Source organism: Arthrobacter glycogeni (genome assembly GCF_054511155.1).
Genome location: NZ_JBTNDE010000026.1, coordinates 1 through 18,495, shown reverse-complemented (window position 1 = coordinate 18,495; position 18,495 = coordinate 1). Strand labels below are relative to the sequence as shown.

At 62.7% G+C, this 18,495-nt stretch carries 18 protein-coding genes; 11 read left to right on the top strand and 7 right to left on the bottom strand.

Features of this window, described 5'->3' with window-relative positions; all coding sequences use genetic code 11:
* Nucleotides 1–8: 8 nt before the first annotated feature.
* The 5 genes from ACX80O_RS14855 to ACX80O_RS14835 all read left to right on the top strand — a co-directional run bounded on the left by ACX80O_RS14855 (nt 9) and on the right by ACX80O_RS14835 (nt 4,247).
* A complete protein-coding gene (locus tag ACX80O_RS14855) occupies nt 9–854 on the top strand; it encodes a LysM peptidoglycan-binding domain-containing protein (RefSeq protein WP_459333911.1) in 846 nt (281 codons plus the stop codon).
* A 400-nt stretch (nt 855–1,254) separates the two neighbouring features.
* Entirely contained in the window at nt 1,255–1,998 is a 744-nt protein-coding gene (locus tag ACX80O_RS14850; protein ID WP_459308608.1) for a DsbA family protein, read from the top strand.
* Nucleotides 1,998–2,864 (top strand): cytochrome c biogenesis CcdA family protein, encoded by an 867-nt coding sequence (locus ACX80O_RS14845; RefSeq protein ID WP_459308606.1) that lies wholly within the window; start codon nt 1,998–2,000, stop codon nt 2,862–2,864. The genes ACX80O_RS14850 and ACX80O_RS14845 overlap by 1 nt, the downstream gene beginning before the upstream one ends.
* Complete coding sequence (locus tag ACX80O_RS14840; protein WP_459333910.1) at nt 2,861–3,382, top strand: hypothetical protein; 522 nt, start codon at nt 2,861–2,863, stop codon at nt 3,380–3,382. Before ACX80O_RS14845 ends, ACX80O_RS14840 begins: the two co-directional genes overlap by 4 nt.
* 94 nt (nt 3,383–3,476) lie before the next feature.
* Complete coding sequence (locus ACX80O_RS14835) at nt 3,477–4,247, top strand: sulfite exporter TauE/SafE family protein (RefSeq protein WP_459308604.1); 771 nt, start codon at nt 3,477–3,479, stop codon at nt 4,245–4,247.
* 23 nt (nt 4,248–4,270) lie between these two features.
* Here ACX80O_RS14835 and ACX80O_RS14830 read toward each other — a convergent pair whose 3' ends face one another.
* From ACX80O_RS14830 to ACX80O_RS14815, 4 genes are all read right to left on the bottom strand, one after another.
* Nucleotides 4,271–5,038, bottom strand: coding sequence for a GntR family transcriptional regulator (locus ACX80O_RS14830; protein WP_459333909.1), 768 nt, complete (start codon nt 5,036–5,038; stop codon nt 4,271–4,273).
* Between the two features lie 328 nt (nt 5,039–5,366).
* On the bottom strand, nt 5,367–8,756 hold the full coding sequence (cydD, locus tag ACX80O_RS14825) for a thiol reductant ABC exporter subunit CydD (protein WP_459308601.1): 3,390 nt from the start codon (nt 8,754–8,756) through the stop codon (nt 5,367–5,369).
* Nucleotides 8,753–9,772, bottom strand: a complete 1,020-nt coding sequence (gene cydB / locus ACX80O_RS14820) for a cytochrome d ubiquinol oxidase subunit II (RefSeq protein WP_459308599.1) — start codon at nt 9,770–9,772, stop codon at nt 8,753–8,755. The genes cydD and cydB overlap by 4 nt, the downstream gene beginning before the upstream one ends.
* Nucleotides 9,773–9,828: 56 nt before the next feature.
* Nucleotides 9,829–11,418, bottom strand: coding sequence for a cytochrome ubiquinol oxidase subunit I (locus tag ACX80O_RS14815; RefSeq protein WP_459333908.1), 1,590 nt, complete (start codon nt 11,416–11,418; stop codon nt 9,829–9,831).
* A 222-nt stretch (nt 11,419–11,640) separates the two neighbouring features.
* Here ACX80O_RS14815 and ACX80O_RS14810 point away from each other — a divergent pair, with 222 nt between their 5' ends.
* The 6 genes from ACX80O_RS14810 (at nt 11,641) to ACX80O_RS14785 (ending at nt 15,779) form a co-directional block, all read left to right on the top strand.
* A complete protein-coding gene (locus ACX80O_RS14810; protein WP_459333907.1) occupies nt 11,641–12,879 on the top strand; it encodes an MFS transporter in 1,239 nt (412 codons plus the stop codon).
* The gene (locus tag ACX80O_RS14805; RefSeq protein ID WP_459333906.1) at nt 12,880–13,239 is read left to right on the top strand and encodes an ArsR/SmtB family transcription factor; all 360 of its coding nucleotides are present in this window, start codon (nt 12,880–12,882) and stop codon (nt 13,237–13,239) included.
* 85 nt (nt 13,240–13,324) lie between these two features.
* On the top strand, nt 13,325–13,939 hold the full coding sequence (locus ACX80O_RS14800) for a hypothetical protein (protein WP_459333905.1): 615 nt from the start codon (nt 13,325–13,327) through the stop codon (nt 13,937–13,939).
* Nucleotides 13,940–14,028: 89 nt separating this feature from the next.
* Nucleotides 14,029–14,703 carry a copper resistance CopC family protein gene (locus ACX80O_RS14795; RefSeq protein ID WP_459333904.1) on the top strand — a complete coding sequence of 225 codons (675 nt, stop codon included), beginning with the start codon at nt 14,029–14,031 and terminating at the stop codon, nt 14,701–14,703.
* Nucleotides 14,704–14,943: 240 nt separating this feature from the next.
* Nucleotides 14,944–15,345: a peptidase gene (locus ACX80O_RS14790; protein ID WP_459333903.1), complete on the top strand. Its 402-nt coding sequence runs from the start codon at nt 14,944–14,946 to the stop codon at nt 15,343–15,345.
* Nucleotides 15,342–15,779, top strand: coding sequence for a YkvA family protein (locus ACX80O_RS14785; RefSeq protein ID WP_459333902.1), 438 nt, complete (start codon nt 15,342–15,344; stop codon nt 15,777–15,779). Before ACX80O_RS14790 ends, ACX80O_RS14785 begins: the two co-directional genes overlap by 4 nt.
* Before the next feature lie 45 nt (nt 15,780–15,824).
* On the opposite strand, the gene ACX80O_RS14780 is transcribed toward ACX80O_RS14785, so the two are convergent.
* The 3 genes from ACX80O_RS14780 to ACX80O_RS14770 form a co-directional block, all read right to left on the bottom strand.
* On the bottom strand, nt 15,825–16,211 hold the full coding sequence (locus ACX80O_RS14780; RefSeq protein ID WP_459333901.1) for a hypothetical protein: 387 nt from the start codon (nt 16,209–16,211) through the stop codon (nt 15,825–15,827).
* A 43-nt stretch (nt 16,212–16,254) separates the two neighbouring features.
* Entirely contained in the window at nt 16,255–17,625 is a 1,371-nt protein-coding gene (locus ACX80O_RS14775) for a DedA family protein (protein WP_459333900.1), read from the bottom strand.
* Nucleotides 17,622–18,495, bottom strand: an 874-nt coding sequence (locus ACX80O_RS14770; protein ID WP_459333899.1) for a sensor histidine kinase, incomplete at its 5' end; no start/stop codon positions are given. The genes ACX80O_RS14770 and ACX80O_RS14775, both read right to left, overlap by 4 nt.

Genomic DNA, 18,495 nt, shown 5'->3' with positions numbered 1-18,495 from the left:
GCAGCACAATGTCCATCATCGTGAAGGGGACCGCCGGGCAGGGTCAAATCGCCGGCCGACAGGCAGCTGTTTTCGTGGTCGGCTCAGGCTTGCTCCTCGGTATGGCGTTGCCCGCGCAGGCAGGAGCTGTAGCCTCCGATCCGGTTACAGGAATCGCCGCGACGACGGTTTCGCCATCGAACGCGCTGCCCGCCGCCGGAGCCGCCGCCGAGGCACGGACGTACACAGTCTCATCAGGGGATACCCTCGGACTGATCGGAAAACGCCACGACGTCAGTCTGGCCACAATCCTGTCTCTGAATGGCCTCAGCCTGGACTCCGTCATCTATCCGGGCGACGTCATCGTGCTTTCCGCAGCAGGGGGTTTGGACAACGAACCGACCGTCGCTGCCGCATCCACTGCAACACCCACCGCCGCACCCACCGCCGCATCCGCTGCTGCATCCGCGTCCACTCCCTCCGGCGGGATCTATCTTGCGTCCGTCGTTGAGTCGATCATCTACGAAGATGAAGCCGCCCCATCTTCCGTCAATGAAGCGATCCTCGACGCTGCAATGGCACAGATGGGTGCAACGCAGGACTGCACCGTTCTCGGCGAAGTTGCTTTGCGGGCAGTTGGCAAGCAGGGCGTGGGGGATGAGTCACCAGAGTCCTTGATGACCTACGCGACCCCGGTCTCAACTCCTCAGCCCGGGGACTTCATCTACTACGCCGATGGAGGGATGGGCTTCTCGCACAACGCCGTTTATCTCGGAAACGGAGAGGCCGTACACAGCGGGTGGAATGGGAATCAGACCGTCATCGAAAGCGTCGATGTCGGCTCTGGCCCGATGTACTACCGGGTCAATGGCTAGACAGGTGCATGTACCGGACGCGTAACGACGTGCGGGTAGGGCGAGACGGGATACCTACGAACTAGGCACCCCTGTTTCCTACCTTTGCGATTCAATACCCGGAGCATGAAGGGGGTGTCCGGTCACACCGAGTGACCGGACACCCCCTTGCACGTGCAGGCAAGCAATATGTTGGTTAGTCCGCGAAGGGGGGCCTGGCCCGGCTGCTTCGGCCTCGCGACACACCATTCCAGCGGAGTCCAGCGTCGAAGAGTCGCCGCAACTGAAGCATTCTGCTGCCCAGCGGCCGCTGGGAAAACAGCAGAACTGCGCTATAAACGATTGATTTCGTATCGCCGGACGCCACCCGTAGAGTAAATGTATAAACATTACGATCAACCTATGTAGGTCAGGAGTCTGAATGTCGTCGCACCAAACACCCTCCAGTGGTGGTCCACATCGACGAACCATCATTGTGGTGATCGCCGCCTTCGCTTCAGCCGTCCTGTTGTTGTTTGTTGGCATCCTTGCCTACCAGGGAGGAGTCTCCCAGAATGCCCAGGCAGTGCCGGAGACCCAAAACTCTCCCGAGTCCAGTGAAACAGAACTGGACGTCTCCCGCAGAATAGCGGATGACCCGACAGCGCTCGGCGATGTCGACGCGCCTGTGGTGATGATTGAGTACGCAGACTACCGCTGCCCTTTCTGCGGACTGTTTGCCCGCGATACTCTCCCACCCCTCGTGGACAAGTACGTCGAAAGCGGCGACCTGCGGATCGAATGGCGGGATCTACCCGTCTTCGGCGACGAATCCTTCGCCGCCGCAGTCGCGGGCCGTGCGGCCGGCGAGCAGGGCCTGTTCTGGGAATTCAATAAAGCGGTCTTCGAGATCGCACCCGAACGGGGCCACGCCGAACTGCCCCGCGAACGTCTCCTGGAAATTGCGGCGGAGGTAGGTGTCCCGGATATGGCCACGTTCGAAGCGGACCTCGACTCCGAGGAACTGAAGCAGGCCGTAACCACCGATTCGCAGGAGGCCACAGCACTCGGCGCGACCGGAACGCCCACTTTCCTGGTCAATGGCACACCGTTCGTCGGGGCACAGCCGCTGGCCACCTTCGAAGAAGCCATTGACACAGCCCTCAAACAAGCCGAAGTCAACTAATGGAGATTGGTTACGCCGGAGCTTTTCTTGGCGGTGTCTTGACCCTGTTAAGCCCGTGTTCGGCTTTGTTACTGCCGGCGTTCTTTGCCTACGCCTTCTCGACGAAAAGCAGGCTTCTGGCCAGGACCGGGTTGTTCTATCTGGGACTGATCACCACCTTGGTACCCCTGGGAATATTTGCCGGCGCCCTCGGATCGCTGGTAACCCAGCACCGCAGCATCTTGATCATGGTGGCCGCCACCCTTGTGATCGCGCTAGGAGTGGCGCAAATCGCCGGGATCCGGATGCCATCCTTTGTCCGCAACAACACCCAGGCTGGCTCGTCGCGGCTCTCGGTTTTCGTTCTGGGCACGGTTTACGGTGTTGCCGGAGTGTGCACCGGACCGATCCTCGGGTCCATCCTGACGGTTGCGGCAGTCGGCAGCAACGCGCTTTATGGAGGCATCCTGCTGGCCATCTACGCGCTGGGCATGGCTCTGCCGCTGTTCGCTTTGTCCCTCATGTGGGACCGTCTTGGCATCTCCGGACGCCGCTGGTTACGCCCCCGCCCGGTCACGATCGGGCGCTGGTCCAACTCGTGGATCATGATCATCTCAGGCATTCTCTCCGTTGGCATTGGAGTACTGCTTATAGTCACCGACGGCACCGCTGGACTCGGCGGAGTTCTGACCGTCTCAGATCAGTTCCAGCTTGAAAATGCAGTCAGCGGAGCAGCATCCGGTGTGACCAACACCCTGTTCTCTGTTGGAGCGGCGGGGGCACTGGTGATAGCCGTCATTCTGTATGTCCGCAGCCAACGAACCAATTCTGGTCGGGCCAGCGTCAACCCTGGTTCAGTACCGGCGGAAAAGGAGCACAACAAATGAGCAGCCGCCCACCCTTGATGGCAGCACTGGGGCTCTGGCCACGCCGCCGCTGGCTCGCCGCTGCGGGGGCCGCAGTCATCACGTACGTCGTCATTGCCGTCCCGACCGACCTCATCGATACACCTTTCTTCACCCGCGAAGTCCCGCCCACCTGGTGGTCCTTCCCGGTGGCCGGGATCACCGCTATTCTCACCGGACTGGTGGTTGCCACCTATGTGTCACGTCTGTCCAAGCCAGCGACAGAAGGCAATGCCCGTTCCGGCGCCGCCGGCACGATGCTCGCCTTCTTCGCCGTCGGCTGTCCTGTCTGCAACAAATTGGTTCTGCTGGCGTTGGGCACCTCCGGAGCCATGCAGTACTTTGAACCCATCCAGCCGCTGCTGGCAGCCGCTTCTATCGGATTACTGCTGTGGGCCTTCCAAAAACGCGCGACATCCGAGGACCGGTGCCCTCTACCATCCCCCATGACGCTCAACCGGGGGGAAACCGTTCGAACGTCCGAAACGAAAATACGGTGACCAGGTGGATCATCCCGGCCCACCCAGCCGGTCGTAAATTGCTCATGCTGCCCGTTCCCGCAGACCCTACGCCGGATCGTATAGAGCGAGCCACATGATTCCGGCGGTAGCCCTGGGCCTCGTCGTCGGCATTGCCTTGGGTCTCATCGGTGGCGGCGGATCCATCATCGCGGTGCCAGCTCTGGTCTACGGGGTAGGAATGGAACCTGGCGATGCCATCCCTACCTCGCTGCTGGTCGTGGGCCTTTCATCCCTCGCCGCGGTGCTGCCACGTTTCAGCAGCGGGATCAACTGGCGAATCGCACTCATCGTCGGTACGGCCGGGGTACCAGCCGCGTGGGCCGGAACCGCGCTCGGTCGGTTACTGGACCCCAACGTTTTGATGTTGGCCTTCTCCGCACTAATGATCGCGGTCGGGATTCGGATGCTTCAGAACACCGCAGAGTCCTCAGGCCCCTGCAGCCCAAATGGGGATCCCGCGTGGAAATCCTGCATTCTCCGCGCACTGGCCGTAGGTATCCTGGTTGGAGTGCTGACAGGGTTGCTGGGAGTTGGAGGTGGGTTCCTGATCATTCCGGCCTTGACCCTCCTGCTCGGAATCCCCATGAGGCAGGCCGTGGGCACCTCGTTGGTGATCATTGTCCTCAACTCCACCGCCGGGCTCTGGGCCCACGCTTCCGGTTTCACCATCGACTGGCCGATTGCCTTGGCCTTCAGCGGAGCTGCGGTTCTCGGTTCCTTCGCTGCCTCCCGGCTCTCGCATCGGCTCGATGACCGTCTTGTCAACATCGTATTCGCGGTGGTGATCTTCGTTGTCGCCGCTGGCGTGGCCGTTGGCACCATCGTCGACATTAGCGGAGCGTGACAGCTCTCCTACGGCTATTCCAGCTATTTTCCCGCGCCAGCATCCTGCGCAGCTGTCTCCAGTTTGCATCCGAAGGACGTCGTGATGGCGAATCTGTCGCCCAGCACGTAGCTGCGGCGGAACTCGAGCGAGGTTGCGCGGTAACATCCGATCCGCTCGACCAACGGCAGCGGAGAACCCGCTGGGCAGTCCAGATGGCTGGCCTGCCCGGCAGTCGCGAGCACGGCCGTGAGCTGCTCCGTTCCGCCGTCGAGCACAATCCCACAACGGCGGTCCAACTCGCCGTACAACGCTTTGTCAGAAAAGTCCACGGTGAGGAGTTTTCGGGCAATGTCCGCAGGCAGCCAGACTTGATCCAGCACGATCGGCTCCCCGTCCGCAAGACGCACACGGGACAGGTGGAACAATTCCGCGTCCGGTCCCAGAGAAAGTCTCGCCGCCACCTCGGGTTCGTTAACGATGTGCTGTTCCAGGACCACACTGCGGTGGCTCATTCCCGATTCACGAATAGATGCCAGAACGCTATAGATCGGTCCGAAAGCAGTGCTCATGCCAGCGACGACTTTCGGCTTCCTGCCAGGGTGCGCCGTCACGTGGCCAGCGTCACGCAACGGCCGCAGGGCAGCGCGGATGGTTCCCCGGCTGACACCGTATTTTTCGGCTAGCGCCAGCTCCCCCGGAAACCCCTGGTCGAACGCGCCTCCACGCACCTCGCTGAGCAGGTCGGCGCTGACAGTTTTCCACAACGGAGCCGAAGATCGATTTCCGGCCTTGTTTGCCGGTGAAGTCAAGGGCGACTTCTGGTCGTGATTGATCAACTGACCTCAACTATTTGGTGTGCACTTCATGATGCTACGAGGATACTTCATCCGTGAATCCTTCGGTTCGACCACCATCACGTCGGCAATTCTGGGCCTGTCGACAGTTAGCTGCCGACATGCCCAACATGCCGACAGCTAACCGAGTGGACTAGTTGGCGCATAGCCAACCGTCACATTCGCACCCATGGAGGTGGGCTCTCCACCACTGTAATAGGCAAAGATGGAATGTATAAACATTTAGTGGTCATGGTCCGGGTGTCGCCGAATACTGCCCCGTCACGCTTCCCCGAAGAAGACCTCATGCCGCCCGCGCTCCCCTCCCCGCAGTAGCCAGATCAAGACGAGACTCACAAAGCTCGGTTTCGTCGTCGTTGTGCGTGACCAGCACCACCAGTTTGTCAGCTAGCCCCAAGCGAAGGTCAGCCAGTAGTTGGCGCGCGGCGTCTCGGTCCAGATGCGCGGTCGGCTCGTCCAGCAGTACGACATCTGCTTGCGTAAGCAACGCTCGAGCAACGGCGAGGCGTTGCTTTTGCCCCCCGGAAAGCAAGGTCCCGCCAGATCCGATGGGCGTATTCAAACCTTCAGGAAGAGTCCGGACGAAGTCTCCAAGACCTGAACGATCCAATGCTGTGAGGAGCTCCGCGTCATTTGGGCGGTCAGCAGCGCTCCGCGCCAGCAATAGGTTGGTTCGAATGCTGGATTTGAACAGATGCGCTTCCTGCGGACACCACGCGATTCGCGGCCCCTCCTCAGGAACAGTTCCGCCATCTGTCGCGATGCTGCCAGCGCTGGATTCCGGCGGCTGGCCGTTGATCAGGTAACGCCCTGAATCGAGCGGCAGGAACCCAAGCAGCAGCCCGATCAGCGTGGACTTCCCACTACCTGAAGGCCCGATAACCGCCAGCCACTCCCCTCGCCTGACGCTCAGTGAGACGCTGGAAATTGCGGGGGTCGTTTGTCCGGGATAGCTGTATGTGCCGTCACTCAGTTCGAGGGAGTCTACCGGGCGACTGCCTGATGCCTCCTGATCTGATCGGATCGCGCCAGTCCCAAGATTCGGCAGCACCCGGTCTCCGACTGATCGCCATGCGCTGAACTGCTGCACGGCAGCGTTGACGGCAATAAAGGGTTCGATCAGGGCGAGCTGCAGCAGGATGACAGCGGCGGCGGCGGCCGGGCTCACTCCGTCGGCTGCGCTTAGCATGGCCAGGGAACCAAGCGAACAAGTCAATACCGTTAGCGCGTTGGCCAACCCCTGCGCCCAGGCGGCGCGGTCCAAGGTGGCCGACAAAGCAGCTTCCAGCCGACGGATGTCCGACCGCACCACCCCGGCCGCTGAATTAGCGCTGAGATCCCGTGCGGCGGCGAGCATCCGAGACGTGCTGTCAAGAATCTCGGCCTTGAGGCCAACCGCCGCACGGCGCGAAGAGCGGTCCGCAGCGACTACGAGTAGCGGCGACCCCACCAGACACACCGCAACCAGAGCCACCTGCCACGGCAAACCGGCGGGAAGCACCATGGCGGTGGTGATGGACGCGGCAACAGCAGTGAGGACCCCCACCAGGGGGGCAAACACTGCCCGCGGCGTGAGGTCGCGTAACTCGTCGACGTCGCCGATGAGCTGTTCAAGGACTTTGCCCCCGCGGGCCACATTCCGCCACGCGGCCGGACGTTCCAGCAGCCCATTCCACAGCCGTAACCGCAGCGTGTTGGTACTTTCGAAGACCGCATCGTGCAGGCGCAGTCGCTCGCAGTAGCGCAATACCGACCGTCCGATACCCAGGAAGCGCACTCCGACAATCGCCGTCAGCAGGAACAGGATGGGAATCTGCTCAGAGGCCCTCACGATCATCCACCCGGAGACCGCGGTCAGCGCTACAGCGAACAAGGTGGCGCTGGCACCGAAGAGCAACGCGGACACAAAACGACGCCGCCACGGCTGCACGATCGCTACGCTGCGGGCGAGCGACACTTTTCCTACCGCGACCGGTGCGCCCCCGGCGGGAAGCGCATTGATCTTGTCAGGCTGAACGGTGGCCGCAGCGTTCCCCGCTGACCTCGTTGCGCGGTCGTGGCCGACAGGGACACCACCATGAATCCCGACTACCTGGTCAGCTAGCGACGCCGTCTCCGGGTTATGCGCAACCAGCAGTACTGTCGTATGCCCGCGCAGGCACGCCAGGGCTGCCTCGACGGAACGAGCGCCGTGGGCATCCAGGTGCGCCGTCGGCTCATCGGCGAGGAGCAGGACGACGTCGGCGTGGGCGATCCGTGCCAGCGCTCGCGCTACCGCAACTCGACGCAGCTCGCCGGGGCTCAGATCGCCGCTGCGAGCATCAAGCAACCCCACAGCATCCACCTGGATGAGGGCTTGAACCGCTGCCGCCCTCCGTTGAACGGCACTGTCCAGACCCGAGTAGAGGCCAATCTCGTTGGCGACTGTGTCCGCCGTCAACACGGGGTGCTGCGGAATCCAGGCGATCTGTTGCCGTCGCACCCCCGTGATGGTTCCGGTAACCCGCATACCTGCCCCGTCCCCGCGGAGACCGGCCAGTACTTCCAGCACTGAGGTTTTTCCGGTACCGCTGGCTCCGGTGAGGGCGGTGATCGTTCCTGCACCCAATATGAAGTCGAGGTTTGAAACCAGGTTTCCGTCCCGCCCGTCGTACCCGATGGTGAGGCCGCTGACGGAGACCGCTGAGGCGTTCGCTGGCGCGCCGGTGTCGGGCAGTAGCACGCGGACCGCTGGTGCGTCGGTGATCCGGCGGGACCGCTCAAGCGCGTCAAGGCCGTCCTCGCTCGCATGGTGCGCCGCGCCCAGGTCGCGAAGCGGTTGGTAGCACTCGGGGGCGAGGATCAGGGCCAGCAGGCCGATCTCGAGGCTCAGATCTCCGCCGATGAGCCGGACTCCGATGACCACCGCGACCAGTGCCACCGAGATGGTGGCGATCAGTTCCAGGGCAAGGGAAGACAGGAACGCAACCTTCAACGTTTCAAGGGTCTTGGTTCGATACTGCCCGGCGACGTCCCGCAGGGCACGGGTTTGACTGCCAGCCCGGCCCAGCCCCACGAGCACCGGCAGTCCGCGGGACAGTTCGAGGAGATGGTCGGAGAGCCGGTTCAGCGACGCCGAGGCCTCCTGTACCTTGTCCTGGGTATGCTGGCCGATCAGGATCATGAACACGGGGATCAGGGGCACCGTCACCAGGATGACGACGGCGCTGAGCCAGTCGGCGACGACTATACGTGCCCCAATCAGCAACGGAACCACAGCGCAGGTCACGAGCGCGGGCAGGTACTTGGTGTAGTAGTTGTCGAGGCCGTCGAGCCCCCGGGTGACCAGCACGCTGAGAGCGCCGGTCCCGGCGTCCGCCGAGGTGCCGCCGTCGTTCAGCACGCGGGTGGTGATTGCTGATCGCAGCTCCTCCTTGGAATGGGTGGCGGCCCGTTGGGCAACGGTGTCCTGCCACCAGGTGGCCAGCGCCCGGAGGACGGCTCCGGCGATCCCCGGCACGAAGATAACCGGCCAGTCGATGCTTCCTGCAGCGTCGGAAACTGCGAGGGATGCGATGCCGGAAGCCACGGCCTGGGCAATCAGGACCAGGCCAGCCGCCTTCAGCGCCGCGAGCAGGCCGAGGAGGTAGAGGGCGCGTCTGCTGGCCGCACCAACGGGTAGCGCGGGTCTCACTGTGCTGTCACGGCATGCGCGGCCGGGATCTGGCTACGGCTGACACGCTTGCGGAACACCCAGTAGGTCCAGCCCTGGTAGAGGAGCACGGCGGGCAACCCCACGAGGGCGACGACGCTCATGACTCCCAGCGTGTACCCCGAGGATGATGCGTTGGAAACCGTGAGGTCAAACGCGGCGTCCAGGGTCGACGGCAGGACCACGGGGAACGCGGCCGTGAAAATCGTGGTGGTGCCAGCGGCAAGGAAGACAGCCATCCCGACGAAACTCCACCCATCCCGGCGCCGGCGCGCCATGGTCCACGCAGAGGCAGCGCCAACCACGGCGATCACTAGCGTGAGCATGGTGATGGTTTTGCCACCGGCGGCGTGCACCCCGATGGCCCAGCCCGCCATCGGCAGTAACCCCAGTGGTAGCCACCTGAGAAATTGTCGCCGCGCACGGTCGCGGATGTCGCCATCGGTTTTGAGCACCAGGAACCCCAGGGCATGGATCAGGCTGAAAAGCACGACAGCTGATCCGCCAAGGACCGCGTAGCCGTTCAACCAAACGAAGGCTCCCCCTTCCCGGTCGCCATTGGCATTGATGGGCAGCCCCGTCGTTGTGAGGGCAAGAGCCGCACCGATGCCAAACGCTGACACCAGCGACCCGAGCGCGATGGCCCAGTCCCACCGGTTGCGCCATGCCTCCGTATCGCCTTTCCCCCGGTACTCGAAGCCGACAGCGCGAAAGATCAATCCGATCAGAACCAGCAAAAGAGGCAGATACAGGGTCGAGAAGAGCGACGCGTACCAGAAGGGAAAGGCCGCGAAGGTCGCCGCGCCAGCTGTAATGAGCCACACTTCGTTGCCGTCCCAAACCGGTCCTACGGTATTAAGGAGCACCCGGCGGTCCTGGTCGGTGCGGGCGAACAGCTTCATCAGCATGCCGACGCCGAGATCAAACCCCTCAAGGAGGAGGTACCCGGTCCAGAGGTACGCGATGATCACAAACCACAGGGTGGGAAGGAATTCCATCTCAAGTCTCCAGACGTTCGATCAGGACCGCCGCGTTCGTCGCGGGGCCCACAGGTTTAGTAAGCGAACGCCAGCACATCGTCGTCGCCCTTCTTTCTCGCTGCGGCGTCTCCGCCGTCGTCGTCGGGCTCGTCATGGGCGGGAAGCAGTTCCGGCATGGCGGACGGGACCCCTCCACGCACGTAACGGACCAGCAACCTCACCTCAACGACCAGCAACACGCTGTACACGGCAGTGAAGGTGATGAGTGACGCCGCAAGCTCGGCCGTCGACACCCCAGGCGATACGGCCGCGGCAGTGAACATGAACACGCTATCGACACCGTTGGGGTCAGGGTTGGGGGCCACTACGAACGGCTGTCGCCCCATTTCCGTGAAGATCCAGCCGGCCGCGTTGGCACCGAAGGGCGCGAGGATCCCGACGACGGCGAGCTGCATCAGTCGTTTCGACTCGGGGACCGTCCCTCGGCGGGTTAGAACCAGAGCCATTGCTGCCGCGAATGCGGCGACGGCGCCGAACGCGATCATCATCCTGAAACCCCAATAGGTGACTTCCATGACCGGCACATAGTCGATTTCCATGCCGGCGCGTTCCCCGTACATCGGATCATCCGGGAGGTTGGTTCCATACTGTTCCTGGTACTGCGGCACCAGGGAGCTGACCCCCTGAACCTCAGTGGTGAGGTCGCCGTTGGCCATGAAGGAGAGCATGCCGGGGACTTCAACGACTGCGACGATGCCGTCGCAGTCTTGGGAGCCCAGGTTGCCGACTGACAGGACTGAGAATCCGGTCCCGTCGTGGCAGGCAGCCTCGGCTGCCGCCATCTTCATGGGTTGTTGCTCGAACATCAGTTTGGCCTGGAGGTCACCAGTCACCGCAACGCCAGCGAAGGACACCACGGCGACGACGGCGCCGATTCGTAGCGACCGGAGCCAGACCTGGTGGTCGGCAGCATCCCGGCCCGTGCGCTCGACGCTCCCGACGATGACTTTCCCATCTGGAGCGATGGTATCGATGCCGTCGCGGCGACGTTTCCACAGGTGGTACCAGCTGATCCCGAGCAGGAACCCGCCGGCCACCGAGAAGGCACCCAGGATGGTGTGTGGGAACGCGACCAACAGGGTGTTGTTGGTCAGGGCCCAGATATCAACGAGGACCGGGCGACCGTCGACCATTTCGACGCCGACCGGGTGCTGCATCCACGAGTTGGCGGCAAGAATGAAGTAGGCGGACATGATCGAGGCGACACTCGCACCCCAGATGGCGGCCAGGTGAAGCGTTTTGGGGAGGCGGTCCCATCCGAAGATCCAGAGGCCGAGGAAGACCGATTCGACGAAAAACGCGAGGAGAGCCTCCATCGCGAGCGGTGCTCCGAATACGTCGCCGACAAAACGGGAGTACTCGCTCCAGGCCATCCCAAACTGGAATTCCTGGACCAGCCCGGTGGCAACCCCCATGATGAAGTTGATCAGGAACAGCTTTCCCCAGAATTTGGTCATCCGGAGATATTGCGCTTTCCCGGTCCGAACCCACAGGGTCTGCATGATGGCCACCAGCAGGCCCAGCCCGATGGTGAGGGGCACCATCAGAAAGTGGTAGACGGTAGTGATTCCGAATTGCCAACGGGCAAGCTCCAGGGCTTCCATACAACTTCCTTTGAACCAATCAGGGCAGGCGCCCACCCATCCAGGATTTCTACACTGTGTAGAAATGACAACTTCTACACAGTGTAGAACAATGGTGAGGGGTAGTCTTGACGCTCGTCAGATAGCATTGCTTCCCGTCACCATAGGTGCATGAGTGTGCACTTAATGCTATATATTGATTCAGGAGTTTTTCACTACAGGTTTTCAGCGGACAGGATTGGCATGCTTGAGGTTCTAAAGGTCGCAGCGTATCGGAAGTTGTTCACGGCGCAGATCGTCGCCCTGGTAGGAACGGGCTTGCTGACGGTGGCCCTGGGCCTGTTGGCTTTCGATCTGGCTGGTGGGCAGGCCGGCGCTGTGTTGGGGACAGCATTGACGATCAAAATGCTCGCCTACGTCTTTGTGGCGCCAGTGATGGCTGCCCTGGTTGAACGGTTACCGCGTAAAGCCGTTTTGGTGGGAGCGGATCTGGTGCGTGCCGCAATCGCGTTAGCCTTGCCCTTCATTGACCAGGTCTGGCAGATTTATGTGCTGGTGTTTCTCCTGCAATCGGCGTCGGCCACGTTTACCCCGGCGTTTCAGGCACTTATTCCGGTGATTTTGCCGAAGGAGAAGGATTACACGCGGGCCCTGTCACTCTCCCGTTTGGCCTATGACCTCGAGTCGCTGCTCAGTCCGGTGATCGCTGCATTGTTGCTGACGTTCATGACCTACAACAACCTGTTCATGGGAACGATGGCTGGGTTCCTCCTGTCCGCCCTGATGGTGGTGACCACTGTGCTTCCGCAGATTCCTGCGGTGGAACGGTCCGGGTCCTTGTGGCACCGGACCACCTTGGGTACGCGGATTTTCCTGCGCGACCCGTCGCTGCGGGGGCTATTGGCCCTGAACCTGGTGGTGGCCACCGGGACAGCACTGGTGCTCGTCAACACGGTCGTCTATGCCCTGGACGTGTTTGACGGGTCAAACACTGATCTGGCTGTAGCTCTGGCCTGCTACGGCGCAGGGTCGATGGTGATTGCACTCGCCGCCCCACGGCTCCTGGAGCGGATACCGGACCGCACCCTCATGGTCCTGGGGGGCGTTGTTCTGGCATTGGGTATCTCAGCGGCGGCGGTGATCGCCTGGACTGAATACTCCTGGCTCCTCCTCCTCGTACTGTGGACCGTATTGGGCGCGGGCACCTCGATGATCAATACCCCATCGGCGCGGCTGCTGCGGCGCGCCGCCACCGACAGCACCCGCGCATACCTCTTCACCGCCCAGTTCTCCCTCTCACATGCCTGTTTTATCCTCACCTACCCGATTGCCGGGTGGGTTGGTGAGGCCGCCGGGCAACCCGCCGCAGCTGTCGTACTGGCTGTCTTGGCTACACTGGGAACGCTGGCAGCGTTGCGGTTGTGGCCCCGCGACCAGCGCCCGAGTCTTGACGAGGTTCCAGCAGCACAGAAAGCACACTGAATGACCGAGCGTGAAATCCGTCCGGCGCCGAGCCTGCACCATTCCGGCACCCCTGACACCCTTCGCCTTGAGGCGGGTGCGGCAGTATTCAGGATGCTCGCCGATCCCACCCGGCTTCACCTCCTGTGGCTGCTCGCTCAGGAACAGGCCGACGTAGGGTCGCTGGTAGACCAGACCGGAGCATCGCGCACATCAGTGAGCCAACATCTGGCGAAACTACGGTTCTCCGGTCTGGTGACCACCCATAAGGAAGGCCGCCATGTGGTCTACAGCATCGTCGACGGACACCTGGCCCGGCTGGTACAGGAAGGCATGAACCACGCTGATCACCAGGTCACTGGCGAGCCCACCCACGACTGATCGGTCCGTTCCAATCATTCGGCGTAGCAGCAGTGAACAACCACCAGAGTCAAAACACCCCCAAATACGCGAGGGAGGACCGCACATGAACAGTTCCGGGCTCTTGCGCGTTCCTCGTTCACTGGGCATCACGGCAGCGATTTTCTCCATTGCCGCCGGAGCGCATGTCCTCGGTGGTGAAGTATTGCCCCCGCCCGGCATTCTGGCAGTCCTGGGCGCGGTGTCGGTTGTTCCTGTTGCGGCCTTGTCTGGGCGCCGGTTCTCGTTCCTCATGCTGATCGCGCTGATGGGCGCGGGACAGGTGAGCCTGCATGGCGCCTTCACGGCGTTGTCCCTCCCGGGCCGCTGCCTGCCGTCCGTCTCGGCGGGTCTACCGCACCATGAGCCGGTGAGCTGCGCCGGATCGGCCCAGGCGCTCCCGGGATACGTCATGGAACACCCCGCAGGCCTCATGTTCATTGCACACCTCACCGCTGTCTTGCTCACAGCATTGGTTCTGGCGAAAGGCGATAAGGCCCTTTTCGGGATCCGACAATGGCTGGCCCCACTGCTGAACATCCTGCGGCCCGTAGCTCTCCTGCCGACCGGCGCCCCCAGGCTGGTTGCCCGGCGAACCCCGGTGATCCTTCGACGGGCTCGCCGAATGTATCACTTCGAACTGCGGGGACCGCCCTCCTGGATGAACCCGGCCACCGCCTAGCTTCACGCGAACAAGTGCGCCTCACATCGATCCCGGATCACCTCCCCCCGCTATCTGCCGCACCATGCGGCCACCGAAAGGTTTAGACCATGAATACATTCTCACCGCGCGCGATTGCCGTGCCCGCATCCATTGCCGCTCTCACCCTGATGATGGCCGGATTCCTGGGAACCGCCCCAGCCCAGGCGCACGACTCGCTTGTTTCGACCTCGCCGGCCGAGGGTGAAACCATTACCGAGGATCCCGGGACCGTTTCCCTGACGCTCACCGCGGAACCACAGAGCAGCAAAGGCGTGACTACCAGCTTCATCGAAGTCACCGCCGGCGACGGACACCCCTCCAGCTCCAGCGAAGTGGCCGTCGACGGAGCCACCATCTCCACCGCCGTCTCACTCGAACACGAGGACGACTACACGGTCGACTGGCGAACAGTCTCGGCCGACGGCCATCCCATCGAGGGCTCCTACACCTTCACCTATTCCCCGGAGGAGGAATCCGCAGCAGCGACGCCTGAAGCCACACCCAGTGCCGCCGAACAGACCGGCGCCCCAGCGGGCGACGAAACACCCACCAACGGCGCGACTGCAGGAGAACCAGCCGGCGCCGATAGCACGAGCAGCCCAGAAACAGTCGAAGCTGCCTCGGCAAGCCAGGACGAAGGAACAGCCACCGGGATGATCATCACTATCGCCGCGGTCGTCGTCGTACTGGCCGCAGCCGTCGCCTACGTCTTCGGCCGCAGAAACAACGCCAAAGACATTTAGCCTGCCAGGAGAGAGGGGCGGAGGGTCAGCTGCTCAGCCCCTCCCTCAACCATCTAGAAACTACTGCGCCGCGGGGATTCAATACCGCGGGCAGGACTCGAGCTATTTCATTGTCGTTACCGGTGGAGATATGTTGATTAACGGCCCTTTCCAATGAGCACGCCACGACTACCACGGGCTGCTGCCCAGGCTACCCTCCCGCGTGGTCACACTTTCCGGATCACCACGCCCGCTCTCGAGATGATCGAAGTCTTTGGCGGCGTCCTTCACTGCTTCCAGGGATCGGGGGGCTGCCGCTCGCAGGGCTTATTTTTCTCCCTCGTCCTTCCTCGGAAGCCGGTTTTCGGCACCCTGTCCCCTATCCCCGGGACAAGCGCCGACCGTCGGGATCGCGGCGCCGGTCCCCCTGCCCAGGAACACGACCTCACGGCAATTCAGCTTAGCGTCAGCAATGATCTTGCACCGAAAATCGACGGAGCCGTGCTGGACTTCGGTGATTACAACAACCTGCACCGGTTCATCTGGTTGACCCTGCCCGCGGTTAAAGGCCCGCGGTGTACCTGCCGCCGATCCTTCGGACCGCCTGCGGGAAAACGTTCACCCTGCCTGGATGACCAGCGGCTCGGGCTCAGCGGCCAGTGAACGGAGACGAGCCGGCTGCGTTTGTCTGGTGGCAGAGCGCGCTGGTGGTCATCGGTGGACTGATGGCCCTTTATGCGGTGCTATTGATCCTGCTGTGGTGCTATGCCCGAAAGCACCCGGACACACTCACCATGAAGGATGCGCTGAGACTGCTGCCGGACCTTCTGCGGCTTCTCAGGTCCCTCGCGGCGGACAAATCCCAACCTGCGGGTGTCCGCGCCGGAGTTGTCCTACTGCTGGTCTATCTACTCGTGCCCACCGATGTCGTTCCGGATTTCCTACCCGTTATCGGCTACGCGGACGACGTGATCATCGTGGCTCTAATGCTTCGTTTCATCATTCGTCGAGCGGGGCCGGACGCGCTGGTCAAGCACTGGCCGGGCAACGCCGGCGGGCTGCAGGTTGTGATGAGACTTGGGGGCGCCGGGTTCTGATGACTCTGTCCCCAGGCGAGGCAGCGGCTGCCTGACGGTTTTGCGTTAGAGGGTTGACTCGTCGGTCCGGCGGGTTGCGCGTCCTTCACCTTCGCGGATCCTGTTGTCCACCTCGGTATGCGGTTCCTGGGGCTGATTGCCGACGGACACCTGCGGGCTTCCAGCTGCCGGCTGCGTTTTCCCTGCCGGGGCGGCGGGGACACTGTGGTGGACGGTGGACGCCGATGCCTGGGTTTGACCGGGCTGAAAGTCAGCGGCCAGCGCAGCCCCCGCCCCGGTAAGGTTCAACCCGGCGACCAGGGCGAGGACAAGCGCTCTCTTCCCCCATGCGGTCCTGGGGTGTTCTGGTTCGCGTCGCATCTCGTTCTGCCTTCCATTCTGGTACTGCTTGCTGGTCCTGCCGTCTTTGGGTTCGAGTACATCTTCGCCCATGATTCCTGAAAAACACCTGAGCAGAGGACCACACATCGGCGAGTTACTGTGTCTGGGCAGCGGGGCCCGCCAATCGTGGCTGGTGGGCCCGGGCAGCACTGATCAGGGCGGAAAGGGCCAGCGCCCACAAGGTTCCTGCGGCCCAGGCGAGGATGGTGTCGGTGGGTTGCTGCCCGGCAAGGTAGAGGTGGCTGAGGACGAGCAGTGCGGTGACGGACACCAGGCCTGCCAAAAGGATTACCTTCGATGTCCACGAATCGTGCTGGCGGATCAGGAACCAGGCGGCGGTAGTGAGAATGGCGGTGGAAATCAGTGTTGTACCTGCCGGTGCGGTCAACGAGATGCCCAGTTGACTGGAATGCACCGGGGCCGGGGTTCCGGCGGCCGCCAGGTGACCGGCAGCGGTGATGATGATGGCCCCAGCTGCGGTGATTGCAGCGGGCACCACAGCGCTGCGGATGCCGCTGTGTGGGAGGGCGACAGCGGTGACGGCGATGGCCATGGCGACGACGGCCGGATGACCGAGGACGGTAATAATGCCCATGAGGATCGTGAATTCGTCGTCCTGATGGTCTGTGAACCAAGCCAGGACTGGTTGATTGATCCCCTGCAGCGCCTGACCGGTCGGGGACATCCGGCTTAGCAGGGTGTATCCGGCGGAAATCAGCATCACGGTCAGCAGCGCAGCCCCGACCGCGGCCAAGCCCTGCCTCGTGCGCAGGCCCGCTGCGGCGGGGGCAATAACTTTGCGAATCGCTGCGACTGATCGGGAGGTGCGCAGCTTGCGCACCTGCTGCTGTGTCCACTGGTTGTTGCGCAGAGCGAAACGGACGACAAGGGCAATCAGGAGGAGGCCAGCGAGGATCAGAGTGAGGATCAGGCTGGCCCTGCCGAGGTACTGTTCGACCGTTTTATAGGACTGGCCGGCGAAGTAACCCAGGAGCACTACGGTGGTGGCCCAGATGGTGCCGCCGATGCCGTTGTAGAGGAAAAAGGTTCGGTAGGGCATGCGTCCCATGCCTGCCAGCGCGGGCACCAGGGCGCGCAGCAAACCGACCCACCGTCCGATCAGGACCGCACTTCCGCCGCGTTGGGAGAGGAACTGTTCACCCTTAGCCCAGCGTTCGGCCCCGACGAACCTGCCGGCTCGACTATCTTTTAGCGCCGGCCCGAACCGCCGTCCAATTTCGTAGCCGACGGAGTCCCCGGCGATGGCGGCCAGGACGGCGACGGCGAGCATGATTCCGAGGTTGATGTGTCCCTGGCTGGCGATCACCCCTCCGATGAACAACGCTGTCTCTCCGGGCAGGACCAGCCCGATGAACGCGGCTGCTTCACCGAAAGTAAGGGCACCGATGATCACATACACCAGTGGCCCCGACAGGGACATGATGAAGTCGATGATCTGACTCACGAGGTAGTGTCCTGCGCCGGATGGTCCCTGCCTGCCCTGTCTTGGGCTATCTGGTCCTCAGCTGCCTGGCGGTGAGGTGTCTGGCGGTGAGGTGTCTGGCGTTGGGGTGTCTTCGGGGCGAGGGTTTGCAGCGGGACGGTGAGGCGGAAACGGGTGCGGTGTTCTGGCGTTTCGGTGGCGTGGATGTTGCCGTCATGGGCGCGCAGGATTTCGCGGCTGATGGCCAGGCCGAGTCCACTGCCACCGCTTTCACGGGTGCGGCTGGCATCGAGACGGACGAACCGGTCAAACACTTTCTCCCGCTGGTCGGCCGGTATGGTGTCGCCGTCGTTGTCGACGGTGATGATTGCTGATCCGCCATCGGTGGTGAGGTTGATGTCCACCCGTGTGGTTGCGTGCCGATCTGCGTTGTTCAGGACGTTTCGGAAGACCTGTGCCAGCCTGTTGGCGTCGCCGGTGACCCGCACCGGGATCAGGCGTGCACTCACCGTGTGGGTGGAAACGGATTTGAGTCTAATGATCTCCTCATGCAGTACGTCGTCGAGGTCTACGTCAGCCATTGTGAAGCGCAGCCCGGCGTCGTCGAGTTTGGCCAGCGTGAGCAGGTCCTCCACCAGGTAGCTCATGCGCCGGGTCTGGGTCTGGAGGATTCCGGTGGTTTCCCGCCAGGTGTGCCCGGTGGTATCCGCGGCGGCGATTTCCAGTCCGGTGGTCAGGGTTGCCAGGGGGCTGCGCAATTCGTGGCTGGCGTTGGTGACAAAACGGCGCTGCGCCTGGTCTGCCGATTCAAGGCGTCCGAGCATTTCGTTCATGGTGGCGGCCAGGTGCTCGATTTCGTCGCGGGTGGCAGGGACTTCGACGCGTTCGTTC